Origin of the sequence: Streptomyces graminofaciens (genome assembly GCF_030294945.1) — a bacterium.
GTDB lineage: Bacteria > Actinomycetota > Actinomycetes > Streptomycetales > Streptomycetaceae > Streptomyces > Streptomyces graminofaciens.
This window is the reverse complement of record NZ_AP018448.1, coordinates 4,997,326-5,020,448: the sequence shown is the minus strand read 5'-3', so window position 1 is coordinate 5,020,448 and position 23,123 is coordinate 4,997,326. Positions and strand designations below refer to the sequence as shown.

Sequence of the window (23,123 nt, the reverse complement as noted above, 5' to 3'; positions counted from 1 at the left end):
GCACCTGCCCGACGACCGCAAGCCCTGCTACGCGTAGGCGCCGACGGCCCCCACTTCCGGGGACCTCGGCGCCTGTCTGCGTCCTACTGACTCACCGGCCCTAGTAGGGCTTGGTCATCTTCACTTGTGGATGCGTGTCCACTGCTCTTTGAGCGTCGTTGGAATGGTGTGACACCTGAGGAGATGGCCTCGGTCCGGGAGGACTTGGAGGCGTTCGCGGCGGGGTTGTTCGACGGGTTCTTCCGTGCCGATCAGCGGCGGTGGGGGCAGGCGTATGTGCGCGGGCTGCTGCTGGACGGGCGGCGCAAGTCGGTGGAGCCGATGGCGGCCCGTCTGGGCGAGGACGGCAACCGGCAGGCACTGGCTCACTTCATCACCTCCAGTCCGTGGGATCCCGCGTATGTGCGGGCCCGGCTGGCCTGGAGGATGCAGGACGTGATCGGCGTGGAGGCGTTGATCGTGGATGACACCGGCTTTTTGAAGGACGGGGATGCCTCGGCTTGTGTGTCGCGGCAGTACACCGGCACCGCGGGCAAGGTCACCAAATGCCAGGTGGGCGTCTCCCTGCACCTGGCCAATGACCGTGCCTCCGCGGCCGTCAACTGGCGGCTGTTCTTGCCGGCATCCTGGGATCCCGCCTCGCCGGAGGCCGATGCGGACAAGATCGCCCGCCGCGGCCGCTGCGGGATTCCCGCCCAGGTGGGGCATGTGGAGAAGTGGCAGCTGGCGCTTGACATGATCGACGAGGCCCGGTCATGGGGCGTCGACGTTCCCCTGGTGGTCGCGGACGCCGGATACGGTGATGCCGCCGCCTTCCGCCTGGGTCTGGAGGAGCGCAAGCTGCCCTATGTGGTGGGGATTTCCTCCCGCCATACCGCCCAGCCCGCCGGCGCCCGGCCCGTCCAGCCCGTCTATGCGGGCACCGGCCGGCCACCGAAAATTCAGTACCCCGAGCCTGCGCAGAGCATGAAGGACCTGGTCATCGCAGTCGGCCGGACGGCCGCACGGCCGGTGTCCTGGCGGGAAGGCTCCCGGGCGGGCAAGGGCCAAAGTGGCTTCAAGCGCATGTACTCGCGGTTCGTCGCCCTGCGCATCCGCCCGGCCGGACGCGGCATCTGCAAGGCCGGCGACGATCCTGAACTGCCAGAACGCCGGCTGCTGGCCGAATGGCCTGCCGGTGAGAGCGAACCGGTGCAGTTCTGGCTGTCGAACCTGCCCTCCGGGATGCCGCTGGCCACGCTGGTGCGGCTGGCCAAGCTGCGCTGGCGCATCGAGCACGACTACCGCGAGATGAAACAGGCCCTGGGCCTGGCCCACTTCGAGGGCCGCACCTGGGGCGGCTGGCATCACCACGTCACCCTCGTCTCCGCCGCCCACGCCTTCTGCACCCTGCAACGGATGGCACGAGACCCAAAAGACGCAGCGCAGGTGTGAGTCTCTACCAGATCGTCCGGGAACTGCAGACACTCCTCGCCACCTGGGCCGGAGCCTGCCCCACCTGCCATCGCGACATACCCACACCGATACGAATCTGACCAAGCCCTACTAGGGCGTGTTTCGAAAGTCCCGTCTGCCCCGCGACGCCTGGCACGGCACCTCGCCGCGTTGTCGGGGTCGTCCGCGTACGCCCAGTACGTGGACGACCCTCCGCCTTGCGATGCACCGCACCAGACGCCGCGGGCCCCGCCCTCCGGGCGGACGACGCCACTTTCGAAACACGCCCTAGATCCCCTGCCAGGCAGGCTTGTGCGCATACGTGTGCCGGAAGTAGTCCGCCAGCTTCAGCTTGGACGCCGCCCCCTCGTCCACCACCACCGTCGCATGCGGATGCAGCTGCAACGCCGACGCCGGGCACACCGCGGCCACCGGCCCCTCCACGGTCGCCGCGATCGCGTCCGCCTTGCCCTCGCCCGTCGCGAGCAGCACCAGATGCCGTGCCTCCAGGATCGTGCCGATGCCCTGGGTGATCACATGGTGCGGCACCTGCTCGATGTCCCCGCCGAAGAAGCGCGCGTTGTCGACCTGGGTCTGCTCCGTGAGCGTCTTGATCCGCGTCCGGGACGCGAGCGAGGAGCACGGCTCGTTGAACCCGATGTGCCCATCCGTCCCGATGCCGAGCAACTGCAGATCCACGCCCCCGGCCTCGGTCAACGCCCTTTCGTACGAGGCGCACGCCCCGAGCACGTCCTCGGCGGTGCCGTCCGGCCCCATGAACGCGTCCATACCGAGCCCCAGCGGCTCCAGCACCTCCCGGCGCAACACCGAGCGATACGACTCGGGATGCTCGGCCGGCAGCCCCACGTACTCGTCGAGCTGCGCTATTCGCGCCCGCGAGGCATCCACGCCTCCGGCGCGCACCTTCGCCGTCAGTGCCTCGTAGATGGGCAGCGGGGTCGACCCCGTGGCCACCCCGAGCAGCGCGTCGGGCTTGTGCCGGAGCAACTGGGCCATCGCCTCGGCTATGAGCTCGCCACCCGCCTTGGCATCCGGAACGATGACAACTTCCACGCTGGGCCTGCCGATCTGGAAAGTAAGGGCTCAAGAGGGCTCGACCGCAACCCAGGGGGCCAAGCACCTCCGTCATGTGGTGTAGACCAATCTAGCAGGGGTGGCCGCTCCTCCACAGGGGTCGACCCGGGCGGACGGCGGGAATTCGACGGCAGGTCCTAGTGCAGGCTCAGCAGCGAACCCCCCGTCGCGTCCATGTGCTGGCCCGTGATCCAGCGGGAGTCGGGCGAGGCCAGGAACGCCACCACGTCCGCCACGTCGGAGGCCGTGCCGACACGCTTGAGGACCGAGACGGCCTCGGCGTGCGCACGCACGGCCGGGTCGGCGAGGGCCGCCCGCGTCAGGTCGGTGTCGATGAAGCCGGGCCCGACGGAGTTGGCGGTGATGCCGCGCGGTGCCAGTTCGGCCGCGAGGGAGCGGGTCAGGGTCGTGACCGCGCCCTTCGCCATGTGCGTGGCGGCGATGGGGGCTATGGCGGCGTCCGTGACCGCCGTGACGTTGATGATCCGGCCGTGGTCCCGCAGCCGCCGCAGACCGTGCTTGACGATGAAGAACGGCGCCCTGGCGTTGACCGCCTGTGTCCGCTCGTACATCTCCTCGTCCGTCTCGGCCACGGTGGCGAAGACCGCCATGCCCGCGTTGTTGACCAGGATGTCCACGCCCTGCGCTTCCCGGTCGAAGGCTTCCCACAATGTCTCCGCGTCGCCCGGCACCCCGAGCTCGGCCCGGAGCGCGAAGGCGCTGCCGCCGGCCGCCTCGATCGCGGTCACCGTCTCCTTCGCCGCCGCCTCGTTGCTGCCGTAGTGCACGGCGACCCGCGCCCCGTCGCGCGCCAGCCGCTCGGCAACCGCCCGTCCGATCCCCCTGCTCGCCCCTGTGACCAGCGCCGTCCTGCCCGCGAGCACGCTCATGCCCACGCCCCCTTCGTAATTTCCTAGTGGTCGCTACAGAAAAGACCGTACAGCAGGCCGCCGACATTTCTCTAGTGCTCGCTATAAAATGCATCCCATGGTGAGCGACGAGGAGAAGACAAGCGTGCAGTCGAAGGTCGGGCCCGTGTCCAGGTCCCGTGGGCGTCCGCGCTCCTTCGACCGGGAGACCGCCCTGGAGAAGGCGCTCCTCGCGTTCTGGGAACGCGGCTACGAGGCGACCTCCGTCTCCGACCTCACCCGCGTCATGGGCATCGGCGCCCCGAGCATGTACGCGGCCTTCGGCGACAAGCAGGCGCTCTTCCAGGAGGTCGTTCTCGCTTACGGCGCCCGGTACGCCTCGTTCGGCGACCGTGCCCTCGCCGAGGAACCCACCGCCTGCGCCGCTGTGGCGCGGACGCTGCGGGAGGCGGCCGTCATGTACACCGACCCCGGCCACCCGCACGGCTGCCTCTACGCCCAAGCGGCAGTCAACTGCTCGACCCCGGAGGTCGCGGAATCCCTGCGCGAGCGGCGCAACGCCACCATCGCCGCGTTCGAGAGCCGCATAAGAGCCGGCATCGCGGCCGGTGAACTGCCCGCCGACACCGACGCCGCCAGCCTGGCCCGTCATGCCGGCGCAGTCATCCAGGGCATGTCCCAGCAGGCGCGCGACGGCGCGAGCAGGCAGGAACTGGAAGCGCTCGCCGAACTCGCCATGGCGATCTGGCCCCGAGCCTGACGTGCCACAGGACTTGCCGTGGGACCGGCTCCGGGACCTGCCACGGCATTCCGACCCGGCCCCGGGCCGAAGCGGGCTACTCTGCGGGTAAGCCCTTCGGCAGATGTCGGACAATGGAACAACAACAAACATCCGCCAACGCATGGACACAGGCAGTGGTCTAGTCAACAATGCGTGGTAGAGCATGTGATCGATCAGCGGCCCCCGGCCGTGGAGGATCGCGCGCGATCGACAACAAGCCTCCGCCTTCCCCGCACAGGAAGGCGGATCGAGGAACCGGCGCTCTCTGCCCTGACTGCTCCGGCTCCTCATCCTTCGGCCGACTGGGACCGCACACCCCACGGCCGATGTTGCTCCGGGCTGCGGTGCCGGGAGGGTTGAGGGTCCCTCCCAGGCGCCGCGGCCCGCGGGTGCTCCAGGGGCCGCGCGAGCCTCCGTTTCCGGTCATGTCCGTACCGCCAGGTACGCTCGCACCCGTGCCCTCCATGAACGAACTGGTCCGCCAGCACACCGCCCTCAGCGACTCCGACCTGGAGTGGCTGCATCTGCTGGTGTCGGAGTGGCAGCTTCTCTCCGATCTCTCCTTCGCCGACCTCGTCCTCTGGGTCCCCACGCGTGACGGCACCCGCTATGTCTCCGTGGCCCAGATGCGCCCCAACACCGGCCCCACCTCGTACCAGGACGACATGGTCGGCCACCTGGTCCCGCGCGGCCGGCGCCCCCTCCTCGATGTCGCGCACGACGAGGGCCGCATCGTCCGCGAGGGCGACCCGGAGTGGCGCGAGGAGGTGCCCGTACGGGTCGAGTCGATCCCCGTACGACGTGAGGGACGCGTCCTCGGCGTCATCGCGCGCAACACCAACCTGCTGACTGTGCGCACCCCGAGCCGCCTGGAGCTGACCTACCTCCAGAGCGCCTCCGACCTGGCCCAGATGATCGCCGCCGGCGCGTTCCCGTTCCCCGACCAGCAGGTCGACATGGACGCCTCGCCGCGCGTCGGTGACGGCCTGATCAGGCTCGACGCCGACGGCATCGTCCAGTACGCCTCACCGAACGCCCTCTCCGCGTACCACCGCCTCGGCCTCGCCGCCGACCTCGTAGGCTGCCACCTCGGCCGTACGACCGCCGAACTCGCCCCCTCCCGGGGCCCGGTGGACGAGGCGCTGGCGAAGGTGGCGAGCGGCTGGGCGCCGCGTGAGTTCGAGATCGAGTCGGACGACGGGGTGATCCAGTTCCGGGCGATCCCCCTCAAGCCCAAGGGCCCGCGCATCGGTTCCCTGGTCCTGCTCCGCGATGTGACCGAACTCCGTCGCCGCGAGCGCGAGTTGATCACCAAGGACGCGACCATCCGGGAGATCCACCACCGGGTGAAGAACAACCTCCAGACGGTCGCCGCGCTGCTCCGTCTCCAGGCCCGGCGCATCGAGTCCGAGCGCGGCCGCGAAGCCCTCGAAGAGGCCGTACGACGGGTCGGTTCGATCGCGATCGTGCACGAGACGCTCTCCCAGAACCTGGACGAGCGCGTGGAGTTCGACGAGATCGCCGATCGGGTGCTCGCCATGGTCGCCGAGATCTCCCCGGGCAAGGTCACCGGCCGGCGCACCGGACGCTTCGGCATCCTGGACGCGGAGGTCGCGACCCCGCTCTCCATGGTCCTCACCGAGATCCTGCAGAACGCCCTCGAACACGGTTTCCGCGAGGGCGACACCGGCACCGTCGAGGTCTCGGCCGTGCGTGGCGGCACCACCAAGGAGACCCGTCTCCTCGTCACCGTCCAGGACAACGGCGTGGGCCTGCCCGAGGGCTTCGACCCGCACCGCTCGGGGAACCTGGGTCTGCAGATCGTACGGACGCTGGTGGAGGGCGAGTTGGGCGGCACCTTCGACATGGTCCCGGCTCCGGAGCGGGGCACCCAGGTGATCCTCGACCTCCCGGTGCGCGCCCAGAAGTAGTGCACACCCACGAGCGGACAAGAGGAAGCCGCGCAAGCAGTCACGTAGCAGCCGCGAACAGCACTGAGCCCCGGACCATCAAGTGGTCCGGGGCTCAGGCTCGTGGCTGATTAGGCGCATCGGGGGCACTGCGCGCTGCGGCTCGGGGGCGGGAGATGCGTACTCGCTGTACGCGCCGCCAAGCTCAGGCTATTTGCTGGGTGGGATGTCAGGCAGAGGCCTGACGTGCCCGGTTGCGGGCGGCGCGGCGCTTCATGGCGCGGCGCTCGTCCTCGCTGAGACCACCCCAGACGCCGGAGTCCTGGCCGGACTCAAGCGCCCACTGCAGACACTGCTCGATCACCGGGCAGCGACGGCAGACAGCCTTGGCTTCCTCGATCTGCAGCAGCGCAGGACCAGTGTTGCCGATAGGGAAGAAGAGCTCGGGGTCTTCCTCGCGGCAAACGGCGTTGTGACGCCAGTCCATGGCTGCTACCTCTCCTTGGTATTACATGCACGTTGCTTGTGAATGTGAACGCTTTCACGAATCCCTCAACAAGTGAAGGGACGATCACCAGACGGACTGGTGTGGTCCTGTGTTTTGAGGAGGGGTTCCGGCGCTCTCTTGAGCCGATGTTGCGGGCTGTCCCGAGCGCCACGTAGAGACTCGCAAACCTCAGCGGCGGATACAACCCCTTCCGGAAAGTTTTTTTTGATTCCTCGGTGTCGACTGTGTCACAGCCGTACTTCCATGGGGTGGATCCTGGCCTAAACGTTCGAGTGGAAGGACTTTTGCCCGTTCCGCTCACACAATCACACGCAGTGCACGGCGTACGCCTGTGAACGTCACGCTCGTACGCAGTCCGAGGTGGTCGCCGTCCATCTGGAGGGGGAGGGGGACCTTCGAATGCAAGGTGAACTCGGTCAGGTCGTGCAGGGAGGCCGCGTGCTTGCCCTGGGGTCCGCGAGTGGGGGACGAAGTGAGCAACTGTGTGGCATAACGGGCAAGTGCGGGTGTCGACATCCGGCTCAGGCCGAGCACGTCGAGACCTTTATCGAACGAGGCCTTAGGTGACGCGTACACCGGGCGATTGCCGAGAAACGTCCACGGGGAGGTGTTGCAGACTATGGACAGCACAAGATCGGAAATCGGTTCCTCGCCGGCCCGTTCCAAAGTGATCGTGCCGTGTCTGCGGTGCGGCTCCTCCAAGAACTGACGGAAGGCCTGGCGAAGGTAAAGAGCGTGTGTGGATTTCTTGCCGCGTTCGCGCTGCTGTTCCACCCGGCCGATCACACCCGCGTCGAAACCGAGGCCCGCGCAGAACGTGAACCAGCGGGACGGCACCGACTCGTCCTCCGTGCCCGGCGTGCCCGCGGCTATACCGAGGCCGACCGTACGCTCGCGTTCCTCGCGCAGGGCGTCCAGGAGTGCGCCGGTTGCCTCCACGGCGTCGTTGGGCAGGCCCAGGGCGCGCGCGAAGACGTTGGTGGAGCCACCGGGGACGACGGCGAGGCGGGGGAGGCGCTCGGGGTCGGGGCCGCTGTGCAGCAGGCCGTTGACGACCTCGTTGACCGTGCCGTCGCCGCCCAGCGCGACGACCAGTTCGACGCCTCCCTCACCGTCCGCGGCCCGGCGGGCGAGATCCCGGGCGTGACCGCGGTATTCGGTGGTGACCACCTCGAGCTTCATCTCGCTCGCGAGGGCGTGGATCAGCACATCGCGCGTACGTGCGCTTGTGGTGGTTGCCGCCGGGTTGACCACGAGAAGTGCACGCATGCGTTGCAGGGTACCTACTGGGTGGTACTCGGCCCATACCGAGGTGCGGATCAAGCCGGAGATCGTGTAGTGACGATGAGCACGCGGGGGCGCGCGGCGGCGGAGCACGTGCCACGCGCCGGGATGGGCGAGGACCGGGGTACGGGGTGGGCTGATGGGCGACGGCTACCCTTCAGGGGTGAGCCCTGAGCAGAACCCCACATCGGACACCGCCGACGCCGAGCCCCGCCCCGGGCGCCTGACCGCCGCGGCGGCGCTGGCCGCGCTGGAGGGGGTGGCGCTGTTCGTCGGGGGCGCCGCCATGCTCGTCCTGGGCTTCACCGGCGACTCGGACGATCTGAGCACGGGCGTCACCGGGGGCATCACGCTGATCGCGTTGGCGCTGCTGCCGCTGATCGCCGCGCGCGGACTGCTGCTGCGGCGCAGCTGGAGCCGGGGGCCGGCCGTCATCACACAGATCATGGCGCTGCCGGTGGCATACAACCTGTTGCAGGCGGACAGCGTGGCGATTCCGGCGGGGATCGTGCTGGCGGTGGTCGCCGTCGCGGAGCTGGTGCTGCTGCTCAATCCCGCGACGACCCAGGCCCTTGGGATTCAGGGGCCGGGTCGTACGGAGGAAACCAAGCGGTAGCCGCGCGCCCGGGCGTTGGTTGTCCGGTGCCGGCGCTGTGGCCTACTCCTCCACCAGCAGCTTCTCGCGCAGCTGGGCCAGGGTCCTCGCCAGCAGGCGGGAGACGTGCATCTGGGAGATGCCCACCTCCTGCGCGATCTGCGACTGGGTCATGTTGCCGAAGAAGCGAAGCAACAGGATCCGCTTCTCGCGGGGCGGAAGGTCCTCCAGGAGGGGCTTGAGCGACTCGCGGTACTCGACGCCCTCCAGCGCCTCGTCCTCCGCGCCCAGGGTGTCCGCGACGGCCGGGGACTCGTCGTCCGTGTCGGGGACGTCCAGGGACAGCGTGGAATACGCGTTCGCGGACTCCAGGCCCTCCAGGACCTCCTCCTCCGAGATGGCCAGCTTCTGGGCCAGCTCATGGACGGTGGGGGAGCGGCCGTGCTGCTGCGAGAGCTCCGCCGTCGCCGTGGTCAGCGCGAGACGCAGCTCCTGGAGCCTGCGCGGGACCCGCACCGCCCAGCCCTTGTCGCGGAAGTGCCGCTTGATCTCGCCGACGACCGTCGGCGTCGCGTACGTGGAGAACTCCACCCCGCGCTCCGGGTCGAAACGGTCGACCGACTTGATCAGGCCGATGGTGGCGACCTGGGTCAGGTCGTCCAACGGCTCGCCGCGATTGCGGAACCGGCGCGCGAGGTGCTCCACGAGCGGCAGATGCATCCGGACCAGCTTGTTGCGCAGCTCCGCGTACTCGGTGCTGCCCTCTTGCAGTTTGCGCAGCTCGACGAACATCGCCCGTGCGCCACTGCGGTCCTGAGGGTTGTGCTGGGTGACCTGGACGCGCTGCGCGCCAGGTGCGTCGTCTCGCTCGTGCTCGCTCATAGTCCCGCCCGCCGTCACCGATCCCCCAGCTCCCGACTGTGCTCGAGCGGGGGAGGCCCCAGTCCGTCCTCGTGAGGACGTGGTGCTCGTCACGGCACCCTCCGGATCGTGTCGTACGCCGGAGAGCGCCTCGCGCTCCTCGCCGCCGGCCGGCTCCGCCCGGCGAGCCGCCCCGGCCACTGCGGGGGAGTCGTCCTCCGGGTGCGGCCGGGCCTGCTCGGGGATGCCGTCGACGCCATCCGCCAGGTGCGACAGCCCGTCGGGGCCGCCGCCCTCTCCCGAGCCCACGACTCCGCCCGGCCAGGGTGCGCCCCCGGCCTCCGCGGGAAGCTCCCGTGTGCCGCGTTCTTCGTCCCGCACCGGCCCGTCCTCGCTCCTCACGCCGGCCCGGGTCCCGCGCCGCGCTGCTTGTAGAGGCTGATCGAAACGGTTTTGTCGGCTGCGACCGCGGAGGAGACCTTGCCCGCCAGGGCCGACAGCACGGTCCAGGCGAAGGTGTCGCGCGAAGGGGCGTGGCCGTCCGTGGTCGGCGCCGAGACCGTGACCTCGAGCGAGTCGTCGACGAGGCGGAAGACACAGCTGAGCACCGAGCCGGGCACGGCCTGCTGGAGCAGGATCGCGCAGGCCTCGTCGACCGCGATGCGCAGGTCCTCGATCTCGTCGAGGGTGAAGTCCAAACGGGCCGCGAGGCCGGCCGTCGCCGTACGCAGCACCGACAGGTAGGCACCCGCGGCCGGCAGCCGGACTTCCACGAAGTCCTGGGTCCCGGGCTCGCCTGCGATCTGGGACACCCTCACCTCCAAGGTGGTACAAGCTTTTTCAGGGGCCGAGGGTCGCCCCCCGGGGGTAACGCGCTATGTGGTTCAGCGGTGACGCTACCGCGCTCCGAAGCTCCCTGTCCCAGGGACCCCGCCCCATGCTGTCACTCATAGTAATCACATGAACACGCACGGTGTCTAGGGGTCTGCGGGTCTCAAATAGGAAGAGCGCGCGCCGGATTGACGTACCCCGGCGTCCGACTGCCGAACCTTGTCACACGAGTACGTCGACGTGTCACGGGACGCGATGGTTCCGTCGTACGGGGTCGGTGACGTGTTCGTCGTTGGTCCTGTCATACGAGTACATGGTCCACGAAGCACCAGCGCCAGTTCTCGCCCGGCTCGAAGGTGCGCATGATGGGGTGGCCGCTCTCCTTGTGGTGTTCGGTCGCGTGCCGCCCCGGTGAGGAGTCGCAGCAGCCCACATGCCCGCACACCAGGCAGATCCGCAGTTGTATCGGGTGCGCTCCGACGGCCTGGCACTCCGGACAGGTCTCGCTCAGGGGTGCCGGTTCGGGGAGCGGCAGCGCATCCGCGTGCGTGCACTGTTTCATGATTGCCAGGTTACGACGGGTGCGCGGAAGCCCGCGCGGAAAAAGGAGGCGGCGGGAAGCGATGCACTTTCTGCCCTTGCTGTTGCTGGTCGCGGGGAGCGCGACGGTCGCCGGGGCCGCCCGGCGTACGCCGGTGCCCGCACCACTGCTGCTGGTCGCGGTGGGGCTGGTGGTCTCGTATCTGCCCGGCGTCCCCGCCTACGAGCTCGATCCCGAGATCGTCCTGCCGCTGATCCTGCCGCCGCTGCTGTACACGGCCGCCACGGACAGCTCGTACCTGGATCTGCGGGCCCAACTGCGGCCCGTGGCGCTGCTGTCGGTCGGATACGTGCTCTTCGCGACGCTCGCCGTGGGCTGGGCCGCGTACCTGGTCGTGCCGGGGCTGCCGCTGCCGGCCGCGCTGGTGCTCGGCGCGGTGGTGGCGCCGCCGGACGCGGTCGCGGCGACGGCGGTCGCGCGCAGGGTGGGGCTGCCGTCGAGGGTCACGACGATCCTCCAGGGCGAGTCCCTGGTGAACGACGCGACCGCGATCACCGCGTACCGGGTGGCGCTCGCGGCCACCGTCGGCGAGGGCGCGAGCTGGGCCGGCGGGATCGCCGAGTTCCTGGTGGCGGCGATCGGCGGCATCGCGGTGGGGCTGCTGCTGATGGTGCCCATCCACTGGCTGCGCACCCACCTGCAGGAGGCGCTTCTGCAGAACACCCTCTCCCTGCTGATCCCGTTCGTCGCGTACGGGCTCGCCGAGTGGGTGCACGCCTCCGGGGTGCTCGCCGTGGTCGTCGTCGGCCTCTACCTCGGCTACCGCAACTGGCAGGTCGACTTCGCGACCCGCCTCCAGGAGGAGGCCGTCTGGAAAATGGTCGCCTTCCTGTTGGAGTCCGCGGTGTTCGCGCTGATCGGACTGCAGCTGAAGGTCGTGATCGAAGGGCTGGGGGAGTACGAGGGGGCGCGCGCCACCTGGTACGCCGTCGCCGTCTTCCTTGTCGTCGTCGTGTCCCGGTTCGTCTGGGTGTATCCGGCGACCTTCCTGCCGCGGATGCTGTCGGCGCGGATCAGGGAGCGGGAGGAGAACCCCACCTGGAAGGGGCCCTTCGTCATCGCCTGGGCCGGCATGCGGGGTGTCGTCTCCCTGGCCATCGCGTTCTCGATCCCGCTCACGGTGCACGGCGGCGAGGCCTTCCCGGAGCGGAACCTGATCCTGTTCCTGACGTTCACGACGGTCATCGGCACCCTGGTCATCCAGGGGCTGTCCCTGCCGCCGCTGATCCGGCTGCTGAGACTGCCGGGGCGCGACACGCAGGCCGAGACCCTCGCCGAGGCGAACGCCCAGGCGCAGGCCTCCCGGGTGGCCGAGGCCCGGCTCGAAGAACTGCTGGCGGACGAGAGCAACGCGCTGCCGCCCCCGCTGGTGGACCGGCTGCGGATGGTCCTGGAACGGCGCCGCAACGCAGTGTGGGAGCGGCTGGGCGCCGTGAATCCCGTGACCGGCGAGAGCGTCGACCACACCTACAACCGCCTGTCCCGCGAGATGATCGGCGCCGAGCGGGAGGTCTTCGTACGGCTGCGCGACGGCCGGTACATCGACGACGAGATGCTCCGGACGCTGCTGCGCAGACTGGACCTCGAGGAGGCGGCGGCCTACCGGGAGGCGTCCTAGGATCCGGCGGGCGGGGGGAACGGGCGTCCGGTGATCACGGCGGCGATCGTCGTCCCGCGCGGGAAGGCGTTCTCCGCTGTGAGAGCCAGAAGTCCGTACAGCAATTTGGCGACATAGAGACGCTCCAGGGCCACTTTGTGGCGGGCTTCGAACTCGTCTGCGAAGGCGTCCAGCTCTGGGGTCGTGCGGGCGTAGCCGCCGAAGTGGAAGCGTTCGTCGAGGGACCAGTTGCCGCGTCGGCGGCCGAAGGCCTGCTGCTGGAGGGCGGAGATCTCGGCCGCCAGGAAGCCGCCCTTGAGGACGGGGATGCCGAGGGCGCGCTGCTCGGGGGCGAGGCCGGCGGCCAGGCCCGCGAAGGTGCCGCCGGTGCCGCAGGCGACGGCCACCACGTCGGCGTGACCGCGCAGCTCGACGCCGAGCTCCCGGCAGCCGCGTACGGCAGGGGAGTTGCTGCCGCCCTCGGGTATGACGTACGCCTCCTCGGCGTCGGTGGCGTGGAGGAGGGCGGTCAGGGTGTCCGGGTCGGCCTTGTGGCGATATGTCGACCTGTCGACGAAGTGCAGCCGCATGCCGTCGGCCACGCACCTGGTCAAGGAGGGGTTGAGGGGGCGGTCGGCAAGTTCCTGACCGCGGACGACGCCGATGGTGGGCACGCCCAGGAGACGGCCCGCGGCGGCGGTGGCGCGCAGGTGGTTCGAGTAGGCGCCGCCGAAAGTGAGCAGTGGGCGTCCCGCAGCCGCGACCAGGTTCGGGGCGAGCTTGCGCCACTTGTTGCCGATCAGCTCCCGGTGGATCAGGTCGTCGCGCTTGAGGAGCAGCCGTACGCCGTGGCGCGCGAAACGGTCGTCGGTGACTTCCTGGAGGGGGGACGGCAGCCGGGGGCTCAGGGCGGAGGCCGGGTCGGAGGCTGCCGAGTCAGGGGCTGTTGGGTCGGGGGGCGCGGCGGGTGTCACGTGACTATTGTCGGACATCTGTCCGGGCGGGGCGGGTTCGCCCGGGGCGGGACCTTGTGGGTGGGTGGGGTGCGCCGGGGGCCCGGCACACCCCTTCTCCGGACTCCGGGCTCCGGCACTCCGGTGCTTCGGCCGAGGGTCTGCTTGTCGGCGGTCTGCCGCCCGGACCTAATTCAGACGGTCGCGGATCCGTTCCCGCATGGCGGCCATGGTGAAGCCCTTGGGGTCCGTCTTGCCCGGTTGCCATTCCAGGTGGCCGATGACCGAGCGCTCCGTCCAGCGGTGGTGGCGGCAGATCGCGGCCGAGACCCTTTCCACGGCGTCGAGCTGGGCCTCGGGCCACGGGTCCTCGCCGTCACCGAGGTTCTCGCACTCGAAGCCGTAGAAGTGGCGGTTGCCGTCGGTGTTGGCCTCGTTGTCCGGCGGGAGCGCCCTCTCGGCGACGACCGCCTTCAGGACGTCGTCGTCGCCGAGGCCCGCGTGGTTGGCGCGGCCGTAGCCGACCAGATGGACGCGGCCGTCCTTGGTGATGACGCCGTGGCACAGAGGGCCGGGCAGCCCCGCGTAGCCGTCGCGGCAGATCCGCACGGTGGCTTCGGCGCCGGATGTGACCGTGTGGTGGATCATCACGCCGTGGACAGGTCCCCACGGACCCCTGTGATTGCGATGGTGATGTTCCCAGTCACCGACCTCGACGACGGTCACACCCTCGTTCCTGAGGATGTCGAGAAACCTGGCAGCGGACATGGGTGGGGCCATGACCGACTCCTTAGCGCTGTACGACGGCCGCTCTGGTCATGGCCGTCTCGTACGCAGCTTGTACCGTCGCCGCAGACGTCGGAACCAGGCGTTCGTACGCCGTGCGAGCCGATCCGGACAGGCGGAAGCGTGAGTTCCGGTGGTCGACAAAGTCCCTCGATATGCCCAGCCTTTTAAGATCCATTCCCGCTCTTTCGTGTAATAGCACCGGCGTGCTCGCTGGTGCGAGGGTGGTTCGTGAGATCGGTGACCGCGATATCAGTGCATACCCGGAGGGGAATCCGAATGTCGGTAGGCGAAGAGGTTCGTCCGCAGCAGGACAAGCCGCAGCAGAGTCTCGGCACGGCGGCTGCGCGGAACCTGGCCACGACCACGAAGTCCGCGCCCCAGATGCAGGAGATCAGCTCGCGCTGGCTGCTGCGCACACTGCCCTGGGTGAATGTGCAGGGCGGCACGTACCGGGTGAACCGGCGGCTGACCTACGCGGTCGGCGACGGCCGTATTACTTTTGTGAAGACCGGCGACCAGGTCGCCGTGATCCCCGCCGAGCTGGGCGAGCTGCCCGCCCTGCGGACCTATGAGGACATCGAGGTGCTCGGCGAGCTGGCGCAGCGGTGCCAGCAGCGGGAGTTCTCGCCCGGTGATGTACTGGCCGAGTTCGGCAGCCAGGCCGAGGAGGTGTTCCTGCTCGCGCACGGCAGGGTCGAGAAGATCGGCACCGGACCCTACGGCGATGACGCGGTCCTCGGTGTGCTGGCCGACGGCGCCTACTTCGGCGAACAGTCGCTGCTCGACGGCGAGGCCATCTGGGAGTACACAGCTCGCGCGGTCACCGCGTGCACGGTGCTCGTCCTGCCGCGTCAGGCCGTCGAACAGCTCTCCGAGCGGGCCCAGACCCTGGGTGAGCATCTGCAGCAGCAGCGCTCGATCCCCTCGCAGCGCACCAACAAGTACGGCGAGAAGGAGATCGACCTCGCGGCCGGCCACAGTGGCGAGCCGGACATTCCGCACACCTTCGTCGACTACGAGGCCGCGCCGCGCGAGTACGAACTGAGCGTCGCCCAGACCGTGCTGCGCATCCACTCGCGTGTGGCCGACCTCTACAACCAGCCGATGAACCAGACCGAGCAGCAGGTGCGGCTCACCGTCGAGGCGTTGAAGGAGCGTCAGGAGCACGAGCTCATCAACAATCGGGAGTTCGGGCTGCTCCACAACTGCGAGTACGACCAGCGAATCCAGCCGCACGACGGTGTGCCCAGCCCCGACGACCTGGACGAACTGCTCAGCCGGCGCCGAGGCACCAAGCTGCTCCTCGCCCACCCGCGCGCGATCTCCGCGATCGGCCGTGAGCTCAACAAGCGCGGGCTCGTCCCGGAGACCATCGACGTCGGCGGCAACCGCATCCCCACCTGGCGCGGGGTGCCGATCTACCCGTGCAACAAGATCCCGGTGACCGAGGCCAGGACCAGCTCGATCATCGCCATGCGTACCGGCGAGGAGGACCAGGGCGTCATCGGTCTGCGGGCGGCGGGCATCCCGGACGAGATCGAGCCGAGCCTGTCCGTGCGGTTCATGGGCATCAACGAGCAGGCGATCATCAAGTACCTCGTGACGGCCTACTACTCGGCCGCGGTCCTGGTCCCCGACGCGCTCGGCGTGCTGGAGAACGTCGAGATCGGCCGCTGGCGGTGACCTTTCCCGTGCCGGATGCCGTGTTCCCGCCCGTCAGGACGGGTGCAACCCGGGAGTACGCGCCCAGCGGCAGCGCGAGTGCCACCGTCCGCACACTCTCCGAAACGATCCCATGGGCGAGGTCATGGGTGAGGTCGTGACGGAGACGAAGCAGAGTCCGGCAGAGAGCCCGGAGCGATCGGCCGTGAACCGGGAACGGGTGACCGAGTCACCGGAAAGGTGGAACACCATCGTGACGCCCTCGGATCCGACGGGCGTCCCGGACCCCAGGGATGCCATGGCTTCGAATACCGCGGTCGTGAATCCGGTGGGTGCCGGTCAGCCGCCGGGGGTCGATGACCCGGCGGGGGAGACGGGCTCGGAAGACGCGTTAGGGCCGGGAGCGTCGGTGGGCGCAGCGGCTCGGAGTGGGTCGTCCTTGCCGTCCGGCGCGCCCTCGCGGGTCGACTTGGCTCTGCCGGGTGGCCCAGTGGGGTCGGGTGGCCCGGTGGGGTCGGGCGGGGCGGTGGGATCGGGCGGGGCGGATGAGGTGGGCCGTTCGGGTGGGACGGTTGGCTCGGGTGAGGTGCTTGGCTCGAGCGAGTTTGTCGACTCGGGTGGGGCGGCGGGAGCGTCCGGGGTCCTCGATGCTTCGGAGGCCGCCGGGATTCTTGAGCAGGCTCGGGAGTTCGTCGACCCTGAGCTGCGTCGGGCCGTCGATTCGCTGCCCGTCTCGATGCGGCGGGTCGCGCGCTACCACTTCGGCTGGGAGCACGCGGACGGTACGCCGGCGGCGGCCCACGCGGGAAAAGCGATCCGTCCCGCGCTGGTGCTGGCCGCGGCCACGGCGCTCGGCGGCCGTACGTCCACGGCCGTACGGGCCGCAGCGGCTGTGGAGTTGGTGCACAACTTCACGTTGCTGCACGACGACGTCATGGACCGGGACACCACCCGACGGCACCGGCGCACCGCGTGGGCCGTGTTCGGCGACGCCGACGCGATTCTCGCCGGGGACGTCATGCAGGCCCTGGCCTTGCGACTGCTCGCCGAGGATTCGCACCCGGCGTCCGCGGCGGCCGCCGCCCGGCTCGCGGACTGCGTCGTCGAACTGTGCGCGGGGCAGCACGCGGACACCGAGATGGAGGGGCGTCGTCCGGAGGAGGTCACCCTCGACGAGGTGCTCGCGATGGCCGAGGCGAAGACGGGCGCGCTGCTCGGCTGTGCCTGTGCGCTGGGGGCGTTGTACGCGGGGGCCCGGGAGGAGGACGTCGAGGCTCTCGACGCGTTCGGCCGGGAGGCCGGGCTCGCCTTCCAGCTGATCGACGACGTGATCGGCATCTGGGGGGACCCGAGCCGTACCGGCAAGCCGGCCGGGGCGGATCTCATGGTCCGCAAGAAGTCGTTGCCGGTGGTCGCGGCGTTGGCCTCCGGCACACCGGACGCGGTCCAGCTCGCCGAGTTGTACGGGCTGCCGTACGAGGAGGGGGACTTGGAGCGGACGGCGCTCGCGGTGGAGCGGGCAGGGGGTCGGGACTGGGCGCAGTTGCAGGCGGCCGATCGGATGGCTCGGGCCATGCATGAGCTGTCGCGGGCGATTCCGGATCCGGAGGCGGCCGGGGGGCTCCTGGCATTGGCCGAGTTCGTGACGCGGCGTAGTCACTGAAGTCGGGTGTGTGGCCGGCTCTCGGTGAGGTGTGTGGCCGGTCGGCTCTCGGTGAAGAGTGGGGTTTCGGGCTGTGGTTGTGCTCGGGCCTTGTGGGCCCCGGAGCGTCGGCGCTGTGCAGACCTGACCCTGCACGGCGTCGGTTGCTCCGGCTCGGGTGGGTCCCGCGCATCCCCACGGTGCGCGGGCCTCGCCCTTTTTGGGTTCGCCCCCGCCGCCCCTACCCGTCCCATCCCCCAGGGGCTGCCGCCCCTTCGACCCCTGCCTGCCCCTGCCTGCCCGGGGCTGGGCCCCTCGCCCCGCCACGGGGCTCTGCCTCGGACTCCGCCAGGGGCGCTGCTCCCCCTGAACCCTCGCGGGAATCAAGGGAGCTGGGACCTCCCCGCCGCGGCGCGGCGGCCCGCCGCCCGGCCCGGAATCGCTGCTGACGACGCCTGGATGCCTTGCCCACTGGCCGCCTTCTGGCCCGCTACAGGCCTCAGGGCGTTGTGCCCTGGCCCTGAAGGGTTCCGCACGGTGTGTTCGGCCGCCCCTCGGGCACGATCGTGTTCACGATTCGTTCCAGGAGGGCGTCCGGTACGTCGGCGTCGGGGACTATGCCGGTCAGGACGTCCGGGAGGGTCAAATGTTCGAGGAGGAGGCCGAGGACGGAGAGGTAGAGCAGGGCTACCGTCTCGTCGTCGCCGGGTAGGCCCGCCTCCCGGTGGAACCGCATGCCCAGCTCCAGTTCTCTGCGTACCGACTTGGTGTACGAGGCGCGCAGGGCGGGGCGGCGGGTGGCCTCCAGGCGTAGTTCAAGGAGGGCCAGGTAGCCGGTGCGGTCGCGGGTCGCGCGGGACAGCAGGTCGCGCATGGACGCCAGGACCAGGGAGCGGTCCTTGGGCGCCGCCATCAGCTCCTCGATCACGGCCGGGTCGGGGGCCAGCCGCTCGTGCAGCCGGGTGTCGATCTGGTTCAGCAGGGTGTCGCGGTCGGCGAAGTAGTTCGACGCGGTGCCGACCGGGACCCCGGCCTCGGAGTCCACCGCGCGGAACGTCAGCCCTCGCGCACCCTCCCGTGCCAGCACCACCGCCGCCGCGTCCACCAGGGCGGCCCTGCGCTCCGGGTTTCTCGCCATCCGGCCCGACCTCCTCGACGTACCTCTGCTTACTTCGTTGCAACCACTACACTTGAAGCACTATAACTGAAGTGGTCGGCGCGCTCGGCGCCTGATGAGGGACGACGAAAAGAGACCGGTTTGCGTAAACTCACGTACTTCATCGCCTGCTCCATCGACGGCTTCATCGGGGGTCCGGACGGCGACGCGTCGTTCATGTATCCCTTCGTGGACGAGGAGTTCCTCGCCTTCCTCAAGGCGGAGTACCCGGAGACGATCGCGACCCAGGGCCGCCGCGCCCTCGGTGTCGACGACCTTCCGAACAGGAAGTACGACACGGTCGTCAGCGGCCGTTCCAGCTACGACGTGGCGTTCAAGGAGGGCATCACCAGCCCCTACGCCCATCTGCGTGAGTACGTCGCCTCGCGCAGCCTCGGGGAGTCGCCCGACCCGAATGTCGAGATCATCTCGGACGACCTCGTCGGCAAGGTCCGCGCGCTCAAGGCGGAGGACGGCGAACTCGGCATCTACCTGTGCGGTGGCTCGGTGATCGCGGGCCGGCTGCTCGACGAGATCGACGAACTCGTCATCAAGACCTATCCGATCGTGCTCGGCACCGGTATGCCGATGTTCGGATCCGGCTTCGCCGTCAGTGGGTTCACGCTCGACGGCACACGTGTCTTCGGCAACGGGGTCATGGTGCGGACGTTCAACAGGAAGCGCTGATCACGGCCGTGGAGACGGGCCGTTCCCGCCGTGGAGCGGCTGCCGCGTTCCGGTCATACCCTGAGGGCATGGCTACACAGGAGCATGCCTGCCCGGTGTGCGGACGGCCCGTGGCCACCGTCGTGCGACGGCACAAGACGCTGGGCGCGTACGTACCCGTATGGGGTGCCGGGCCGTGCACGAATCCGCGGTGCGAGGCGTACGTCGACGAGGCGGTCCAGAGGGCGGAGGCAGCCGAGGCGAAGCCGCGGGCCGTTGCCCGTAGGACCCACGGCACCCATGCCACGCATGCCACCCACGGCACCCATGGCGCTCACAGCGCCCATGGTGGCCACGGGGACGGGCGGAGCGAGCCCGGCTAGCCGGGCCCGGCCGTTCGCCCGGTCGGCCCGGCTCGAAGAACCGCCCACGGGGAACCGAGAAAGGTTCGCGGGGTCGTGTCGAGAGGCGCGGGGCGGATCCGACGTTCCCCGTGAGAGCCGCACACCGTGGGCGGTCCGGACGGGGAGGACGAAGGAGCGGACTCATGAAGTACCTGGTGATGGTGCAGGGTACGCAGGCCGACTACGAGGGCATGCGCGGCAAGGCCTCCGAGCACGCCCCGGCCTGGACCCAGGAGGAGCTGCGGGCCATGTACGCCCACATGGGCGCGATCAACGACGACCTCGCCGAGACCGGGGAGCTGGTCGACGGGCAGGGACTCGCCGAACCGGCGCAGACCAGGCTGGTCTCGGTCGACGCGGACGGCAAGCCCGCGATCACGGACGGGCCGTACTCGGAGACCAAGGAACTGCTCGCCGGTTACTGGGTCCTCGACTGCGCGAGCCTGGAGCGGGTCACGGAGATCGCCGAGCGCGTCGCCCGCTGCCCCGGACCCGAGGGGCTCACGGACTACCCGGTGGTGATCCGGCCGATCCTGGACGGGGCCGGGGACGTGTGAGTCGCAGGCCGCGTGTGGCCGGGCAGTGGCCGGTCTCCGGGGTGCCCGACGATCCGCGCGGCCGACTGATCAAGGTCGCCTCGCGGCGGCCCCGGTGAGGACGACACGTTGGCCTTGTTGTTTCTGTGCTGTCACCTTCTGCGCTGTCATCCGGATCTGTCGACTCCTGCGCCGATCGCGTCGACTCCGCGGGCCGTGGGTGGGCATCCCGTCCCCCAGGGGCGCCGCCCTTCGACCTCACCGGGGGCCCGGCTCAGGTTGTGCGGCGTCGGCCGTCACCCCGCCGCCGGCAACCCTCCCGTCTCCGGGTCCCGCCCCGTCAGGCAGTACGTGCCGCCCGCCGGGTCCCGCATCACCGTCCAGTGGGGCGCTCGGGTGATGAACTCGGCGCCGAGGCTCTCGTGGTGGGAGCGGGTCCTGGTGATGTCGGAGCAGGCCAGGTCCAGGTGGGCCGAGGTGGGGCGGGAGGCGTCCAGACGCTGGAGGAGGATGCGGGTCGGGAGGCCGGGCGGGGGTTTCAGTACGTGGAACTCCGGGCGGGATCCCGCGTAGGACTCCCAGCCGGTCAACGTCGTCCAGAACGCGATCTCCGTGTCGAAGGAGGCAGGGGCCAGGTCCACGCACACCTGGTCCAGGCGGCTGTTGTCGAACACCGGTGGGCGCACTGCCTCGCCGTGCCACGGAACCGCGCAGAACAGCTGGCCGCCGGGGGAGCGCAGGACCGTCCAGCCGTCGTGCGGGGTGACGATCTCGGCGCCGAGGGCGAGTGCGGAGGCGACCAGGGCCGGTACGTCGCTCACGCACAGATCCAGGTGGGCGCCGCCGGGGTCGGCTGTGTCGACCGCCTGGGCTTTCACGGAGGCGTCCGCGCCCCGGGGGAGGAGGGTGACGAACTCGCCGTGCTCCCCTCGGGGTTCGGAGAGCTTCGTGTCCGTCACCGCCGTCCAGAAGGCGCACGCGCGGTCGAAGGACGCCGCCGGACGGTCGATGAACACATGTGTCCAGCGGATGGGCTCGAACCGGGGCTCAGTCATGGGTGTCGCTTCCTCTTTCCAGAAATCGCAGCATGTTCCCCGCCGGGCCGCGGAACGCGCGGTCGCGGACGCCGTACGGCTGGTCCATGGCTCCAGGACGATCTCGTGTGCGGCGGCTCGGACTTACTTCCTCAGTGCCGCTTCCCAGCAGTTTCGGTGGCCTTCAGGAGCCGCCCGCCCGTTCCCGGTCTCGGCCCCTCCGCCCCACTCACAGTCGGGCGACAAAAAACCGCACCCGGCCCGTCACACCCACCGTCGTCAACGGTGGGCATCCGGACCGGGTGCGGCAAGTGAGACGCTGCGAGTGAAGAGACCGCAGGTCAGAGGGCACGACCCGAGGGTCAGGCCTTCTTCGTCTCCCAGAAGATGCGGTCGATCTCGGCGATGAGCTCCAGGGCCTTCTCGCCGGTCTTCGGGTCGGTGGACGCCTTGGCGGCCGAGAGGGCCTTCAGGGTGTCGTTGACCAGGACGTGCAGCTCCGGGTACTTCTCGAAGTGCGGGGGCTTGAAGTAGTCGCTCCAGAGCACCGACACGTGGTGCTTGGCGAGCTCGGCGCGCTGCTCCTTGATGACCGTGGCGCGCGCCTGGAAGTGCGGGTCGTCGTTGGCGGCCATCTTCTCCTGCACGGCCTTCACAGACTCCGCCTCGATGCGGGCCTGGGCCGGGTCGTACACACCGCAGGGCAGGTCGCAGTGGGCGCTGACCTTGACCTTGGGGGCAAACAGGCGGGAAAGCATGGAGCATTCCTTCCTCGTGATCGTCTTCTCAGGTGGGACATTACTCCCTGCGGAACGGGATTTCGCGGGTGCCCCCATGGGCTTAGGACAAAAGTCCGGGGTCAGACTGGGACTGGTGGAGGATGGACCGGGGAGGTGCCGGGTGATGCCGGAGCTGTCGCAGGACACCGAGCGCGGGAGGGCTGTTCTGCCCCTGGGGGTGGCCGAGGTCACAGGGCCCTCCATGGTGCCCACTCTGCGTCACGGGGACCGGCTCCTCGTCCACTACGGGGCACGCGTACGGGTCGGTGACGTGATCGTGCTCCGGCATCCGTTCCAGCAGGACCTCCTCGTCGTCAAGCGGGCGGCCGAGCGCCGCGACGGCGGCTGGTGGGTCCTCGGCGACAACGCGTACGCCGGCGGGGACAGCACGGACTACGGGACCGTGCCCGACGAACTGGTGCTCGGCAGGGTCCGGTTCCGGGTGCGGCCCCGGCCCGGCGGTCAGCGTTCGCCGCTCGCGCTCGCCCGCTGGGCGCTCTCCGCGGCCCGGCCCGTGCTCGGCGACCGGTCCGCCTCCAGGCGTTTGCGGGCGCGGTAGGCCGCCACGTTGGCGCGGGTCGCGCAGCGGTCCGAGCAGTAGCGCCGGGAGCGGTTGGTGGAGGTGTCGAGGTAGGCGTTGCGGCACGGGGCCGCCTCGCACAGGCCGAGGCGGTCCACGCCGTACTCGGTCAGATGGAACGCGAGGCCCATCGCGGCGATCGCCGCGTAGCCCGCGGTCGCGTTCGACGGATGGTCCGCCAGATGCATGTGCCACAGGGGACGTCCGTCGTCGTCCCGGTGGTCGTGGCCGGAGATCTGCGGGCTCACCGGGAACTCCAGCAGCAATGAGTTCAGCAGGTCGACGGCGAGCGTCTCGTCGCCGCCGTCCGCCGCCTCGAAGACCGCGCGCAGCCGCCCCCGGACCGAGCGGAAGCGCGTCACATCCGCCTCCGCGGCACGCCGGGCCGCCGACTGATTGCCCCCGAAGAGGTCGCGGACGGCCTCGACCGAGGTGAGCGCGTCCTTGCCCCGGAGCGGTTCCTCGCTGTTCACGAGGCGGACGGCGTAATCCGAGTAATAGGCCAGTTCCACTTGTAGTCCTTACGAGGCCGCTCTATTGTCGAGCGCACGGAGAA

General features: G+C 69.7%; 24 protein-coding genes and 1 pseudogene. 12 read left to right on the top strand and 13 right to left on the bottom strand.

Going from position 1 to position 23,123, the window contains the following annotated elements:
- Window positions 1-183 precede the first annotated feature (183 nt).
- Window positions 184-1,434 (top strand): IS701 family transposase, encoded by a 1,251-nt coding sequence (locus tag SGFS_RS21290; protein ID WP_286252474.1) that lies wholly within the window; start codon window positions 184-186, stop codon window positions 1,432-1,434.
- Between the two features lie 288 nt (window positions 1,435-1,722).
- Here the strand turns inward: SGFS_RS21290 and nagB are convergent, their stop codons facing one another.
- Window positions 1,723-2,508, bottom strand: a complete 786-nt coding sequence (gene nagB / locus SGFS_RS21285; protein WP_286252472.1) for a glucosamine-6-phosphate deaminase — start codon at window positions 2,506-2,508, stop codon at window positions 1,723-1,725.
- A 158-nt stretch (window positions 2,509-2,666) separates the two neighbouring features.
- A complete protein-coding gene (locus SGFS_RS21280) occupies window positions 2,667-3,419 on the bottom strand; it encodes an SDR family oxidoreductase (protein ID WP_286252471.1) in 753 nt (250 codons plus the stop codon).
- A 97-nt stretch (window positions 3,420-3,516) separates the two neighbouring features.
- Here SGFS_RS21280 and SGFS_RS21275 point away from each other — a divergent pair, with 97 nt between their 5' ends.
- Together SGFS_RS21275 and SGFS_RS21270 are read left to right on the top strand one after the other, a co-directional pair.
- Window positions 3,517-4,158: a TetR/AcrR family transcriptional regulator gene (locus SGFS_RS21275; RefSeq protein ID WP_286252470.1), complete on the top strand. Its 642-nt coding sequence runs from the start codon at window positions 3,517-3,519 to the stop codon at window positions 4,156-4,158.
- A gap of 476 nt (window positions 4,159-4,634) precedes the next feature.
- Window positions 4,635-6,110, top strand: a complete 1,476-nt coding sequence (locus SGFS_RS21270) for a sensor histidine kinase (RefSeq protein ID WP_286252469.1) — start codon at window positions 4,635-4,637, stop codon at window positions 6,108-6,110.
- Between the two features lie 208 nt (window positions 6,111-6,318).
- Here SGFS_RS21270 and SGFS_RS21265 read toward each other — a convergent pair whose 3' ends face one another.
- The gene (locus SGFS_RS21265) at window positions 6,319-6,576 is read right to left on the bottom strand and encodes a WhiB family transcriptional regulator (RefSeq protein ID WP_003992873.1); all 258 of its coding nucleotides are present in this window, start codon (window positions 6,574-6,576) and stop codon (window positions 6,319-6,321) included.
- Window positions 6,577-6,894: 318 nt separating this feature from the next.
- The gene (locus SGFS_RS21260) at window positions 6,895-7,866 is read right to left on the bottom strand and encodes a diacylglycerol/lipid kinase family protein (protein ID WP_286252467.1); all 972 of its coding nucleotides are present in this window, start codon (window positions 7,864-7,866) and stop codon (window positions 6,895-6,897) included.
- Between the two features lie 178 nt (window positions 7,867-8,044).
- On the opposite strand from SGFS_RS21260, the gene SGFS_RS21255 reads away from it, so the two are divergent.
- Entirely contained in the window at window positions 8,045-8,497 is a 453-nt protein-coding gene (locus SGFS_RS21255) for a hypothetical protein (RefSeq protein ID WP_286252466.1), read from the top strand.
- A 42-nt stretch (window positions 8,498-8,539) separates the two neighbouring features.
- On the opposite strand, the gene SGFS_RS21250 is transcribed toward SGFS_RS21255, so the two are convergent.
- The 3 genes from SGFS_RS21250 to SGFS_RS21240 all read right to left on the bottom strand — a co-directional run bounded on the left by SGFS_RS21250 (window position 8,540) and on the right by SGFS_RS21240 (window position 10,730).
- Window positions 8,540-9,718, bottom strand: a complete 1,179-nt coding sequence (locus tag SGFS_RS21250) for an RNA polymerase sigma factor SigF (protein ID WP_286252465.1) — start codon at window positions 9,716-9,718, stop codon at window positions 8,540-8,542.
- Window positions 9,719-9,735: 17 nt separating this feature from the next.
- Entirely contained in the window at window positions 9,736-10,149 is a 414-nt protein-coding gene (locus SGFS_RS21245; RefSeq protein ID WP_286252463.1) for an ATP-binding protein, read from the bottom strand.
- 320 nt (window positions 10,150-10,469) lie between these two features.
- Window positions 10,470-10,730, bottom strand: a complete 261-nt coding sequence (locus SGFS_RS21240) for a UBP-type zinc finger domain-containing protein (RefSeq protein ID WP_286252461.1) — start codon at window positions 10,728-10,730, stop codon at window positions 10,470-10,472.
- A gap of 61 nt (window positions 10,731-10,791) precedes the next feature.
- Between SGFS_RS21240 and SGFS_RS21235 the strand changes: the two genes are divergently transcribed.
- Window positions 10,792-12,387 carry a Na+/H+ antiporter gene (locus tag SGFS_RS21235; RefSeq protein WP_286252460.1) on the top strand — a complete coding sequence of 532 codons (1,596 nt, stop codon included), beginning with the start codon at window positions 10,792-10,794 and terminating at the stop codon, window positions 12,385-12,387.
- Here the strand turns inward: SGFS_RS21235 and SGFS_RS21230 are convergent.
- Together SGFS_RS21230 and SGFS_RS21225 are read right to left on the bottom strand one after the other, a co-directional pair.
- Window positions 12,384-13,358, bottom strand: a complete 975-nt coding sequence (locus SGFS_RS21230) for a 1-aminocyclopropane-1-carboxylate deaminase/D-cysteine desulfhydrase (RefSeq protein ID WP_434027690.1) — start codon at window positions 13,356-13,358, stop codon at window positions 12,384-12,386. The genes SGFS_RS21235 and SGFS_RS21230 overlap by 4 nt on opposite strands.
- Window positions 13,359-13,508: 150 nt before the next feature.
- Window positions 13,509-14,099 carry an N-acetylmuramoyl-L-alanine amidase gene (locus SGFS_RS21225; RefSeq protein ID WP_286252459.1) on the bottom strand — a complete coding sequence of 197 codons (591 nt, stop codon included), beginning with the start codon at window positions 14,097-14,099 and terminating at the stop codon, window positions 13,509-13,511.
- 285 nt (window positions 14,100-14,384) lie between these two features.
- Here SGFS_RS21225 and SGFS_RS21220 point away from each other — a divergent pair, with 285 nt between their 5' ends.
- Both SGFS_RS21220 and SGFS_RS21215 read left to right on the top strand, forming a co-directional pair.
- Window positions 14,385-15,791 (top strand): family 2B encapsulin nanocompartment shell protein, encoded by a 1,407-nt coding sequence (locus tag SGFS_RS21220; RefSeq protein WP_286252458.1) that lies wholly within the window; start codon window positions 14,385-14,387, stop codon window positions 15,789-15,791.
- A gap of 565 nt (window positions 15,792-16,356) precedes the next feature.
- Window positions 16,357-17,433, top strand: a complete 1,077-nt coding sequence (locus tag SGFS_RS21215; protein WP_286252457.1) for a family 2 encapsulin nanocompartment cargo protein polyprenyl transferase — start codon at window positions 16,357-16,359, stop codon at window positions 17,431-17,433.
- 478 nt (window positions 17,434-17,911) lie between these two features.
- Here the strand turns inward: SGFS_RS21215 and SGFS_RS21210 are convergent, their stop codons facing one another.
- Complete coding sequence (locus SGFS_RS21210; RefSeq protein ID WP_286252456.1) at window positions 17,912-18,550, bottom strand: TetR/AcrR family transcriptional regulator; 639 nt, start codon at window positions 18,548-18,550, stop codon at window positions 17,912-17,914.
- A 120-nt stretch (window positions 18,551-18,670) separates the two neighbouring features.
- Here SGFS_RS21210 and SGFS_RS21205 point away from each other — a divergent pair, with 120 nt between their 5' ends.
- The 4 genes and pseudogenes from SGFS_RS21205 to SGFS_RS21190 form a co-directional block, all read left to right on the top strand.
- Window positions 18,671-19,255: a dihydrofolate reductase family protein gene (locus SGFS_RS21205; protein WP_286252455.1), complete on the top strand. Its 585-nt coding sequence runs from the start codon at window positions 18,671-18,673 to the stop codon at window positions 19,253-19,255.
- Between the two features lie 68 nt (window positions 19,256-19,323).
- On the top strand, window positions 19,324-19,617 hold the full coding sequence (locus tag SGFS_RS21200; RefSeq protein ID WP_286252454.1) for a hypothetical protein: 294 nt from the start codon (window positions 19,324-19,326) through the stop codon (window positions 19,615-19,617).
- A gap of 164 nt (window positions 19,618-19,781) precedes the next feature.
- Complete coding sequence (locus SGFS_RS21195) at window positions 19,782-20,195, top strand: YciI family protein (RefSeq protein WP_286252453.1); 414 nt, start codon at window positions 19,782-19,784, stop codon at window positions 20,193-20,195.
- Window positions 20,196-20,212: 17 nt separating this feature from the next.
- Window positions 20,213-20,450, top strand: a pseudogene (locus tag SGFS_RS21190) (hypothetical protein); the annotation flags it as partial.
- A gap of 20 nt (window positions 20,451-20,470) precedes the next feature.
- Here SGFS_RS21190 and SGFS_RS21185 read toward each other — a convergent pair.
- Entirely contained in the window at window positions 20,471-21,229 is a 759-nt protein-coding gene (locus SGFS_RS21185; RefSeq protein ID WP_286252452.1) for a VOC family protein, read from the bottom strand.
- Between the two features lie 341 nt (window positions 21,230-21,570).
- Window positions 21,571-21,966, bottom strand: a complete 396-nt coding sequence (sodN, locus tag SGFS_RS21175; RefSeq protein WP_093780820.1) for a superoxide dismutase, Ni — start codon at window positions 21,964-21,966, stop codon at window positions 21,571-21,573.
- A 145-nt stretch (window positions 21,967-22,111) separates the two neighbouring features.
- On the opposite strand from sodN, the gene sodX reads away from it, so the two are divergent.
- Window positions 22,112-22,546 carry a nickel-type superoxide dismutase maturation protease gene (gene sodX, locus SGFS_RS21170; protein WP_286252449.1) on the top strand — a complete coding sequence of 145 codons (435 nt, stop codon included), beginning with the start codon at window positions 22,112-22,114 and terminating at the stop codon, window positions 22,544-22,546.
- On the opposite strand, the gene SGFS_RS21165 is transcribed toward sodX, so the two are convergent.
- Window positions 22,450-23,079, bottom strand: a complete 630-nt coding sequence (locus SGFS_RS21165; protein WP_286252448.1) for a CGNR zinc finger domain-containing protein — start codon at window positions 23,077-23,079, stop codon at window positions 22,450-22,452. The two genes, sodX and SGFS_RS21165, sit on opposite strands and share 97 nt — an antisense overlap.
- Window positions 23,080-23,123: the final 44 nt, after the last annotated feature.

Excerpts from the sequence above, each read along its gene's own strand:
- SGFS_RS21210 (WP_286252456.1), bottom strand. The coding sequence starts at position 18,550 with ATGGCGAGAAACCCGGAGCGCAGGGCCGCCCTGGTGGACGCGGCGGCG.
- SGFS_RS21185 (WP_286252452.1), bottom strand. The coding sequence starts at position 21,229 with ATGACTGAGCCCCGGTTCGAGCCCATCCGCTGGACACATGTGTTCATC.
- SGFS_RS21225 (WP_286252459.1), bottom strand. The coding sequence starts at position 14,099 with ATGGCCCCACCCATGTCCGCTGCCAGGTTTCTCGACATCCTCAGGAAC.
- SGFS_RS21220 (WP_286252458.1), top strand. The coding sequence starts at position 14,385 with ATGTCGGTAGGCGAAGAGGTTCGTCCGCAGCAGGACAAGCCGCAGCAG.
- SGFS_RS21275 (WP_286252470.1), top strand. The coding sequence starts at position 3,517 with ATGGTGAGCGACGAGGAGAAGACAAGCGTGCAGTCGAAGGTCGGGCCC.
- SGFS_RS21195 (WP_286252453.1), top strand. The coding sequence starts at position 19,782 with ATGAAGTACCTGGTGATGGTGCAGGGTACGCAGGCCGACTACGAGGGC.
- SGFS_RS21235 (WP_286252460.1), top strand. The coding sequence starts at position 10,792 with ATGCACTTTCTGCCCTTGCTGTTGCTGGTCGCGGGGAGCGCGACGGTC.
- SGFS_RS21280 (WP_286252471.1), bottom strand. The coding sequence starts at position 3,419 with ATGAGCGTGCTCGCGGGCAGGACGGCGCTGGTCACAGGGGCGAGCAGG.
- SGFS_RS21290 (WP_286252474.1), top strand. The coding sequence starts at position 184 with ATGGCCTCGGTCCGGGAGGACTTGGAGGCGTTCGCGGCGGGGTTGTTC.
- sodX (WP_286252449.1), top strand. The coding sequence starts at position 22,112 with ATGCCGGAGCTGTCGCAGGACACCGAGCGCGGGAGGGCTGTTCTGCCC.
- SGFS_RS21265 (WP_003992873.1), bottom strand. The coding sequence starts at position 6,576 with ATGGACTGGCGTCACAACGCCGTTTGCCGCGAGGAAGACCCCGAGCTC.
- sodN (WP_093780820.1), bottom strand. The coding sequence starts at position 21,966 with ATGCTTTCCCGCCTGTTTGCCCCCAAGGTCAAGGTCAGCGCCCACTGC.
- SGFS_RS21200 (WP_286252454.1), top strand. The coding sequence starts at position 19,324 with ATGGCTACACAGGAGCATGCCTGCCCGGTGTGCGGACGGCCCGTGGCC.
- SGFS_RS21240 (WP_286252461.1), bottom strand. The coding sequence starts at position 10,730 with ATGAAACAGTGCACGCACGCGGATGCGCTGCCGCTCCCCGAACCGGCA.
- SGFS_RS21230 (WP_434027690.1), bottom strand. The coding sequence starts at position 13,358 with ATGTCCGACAATAGTCACGTGACACCCGCCGCGCCCCCCGACCCAACA.
- SGFS_RS21260 (WP_286252467.1), bottom strand. The coding sequence starts at position 7,866 with ATGCGTGCACTTCTCGTGGTCAACCCGGCGGCAACCACCACAAGCGCA.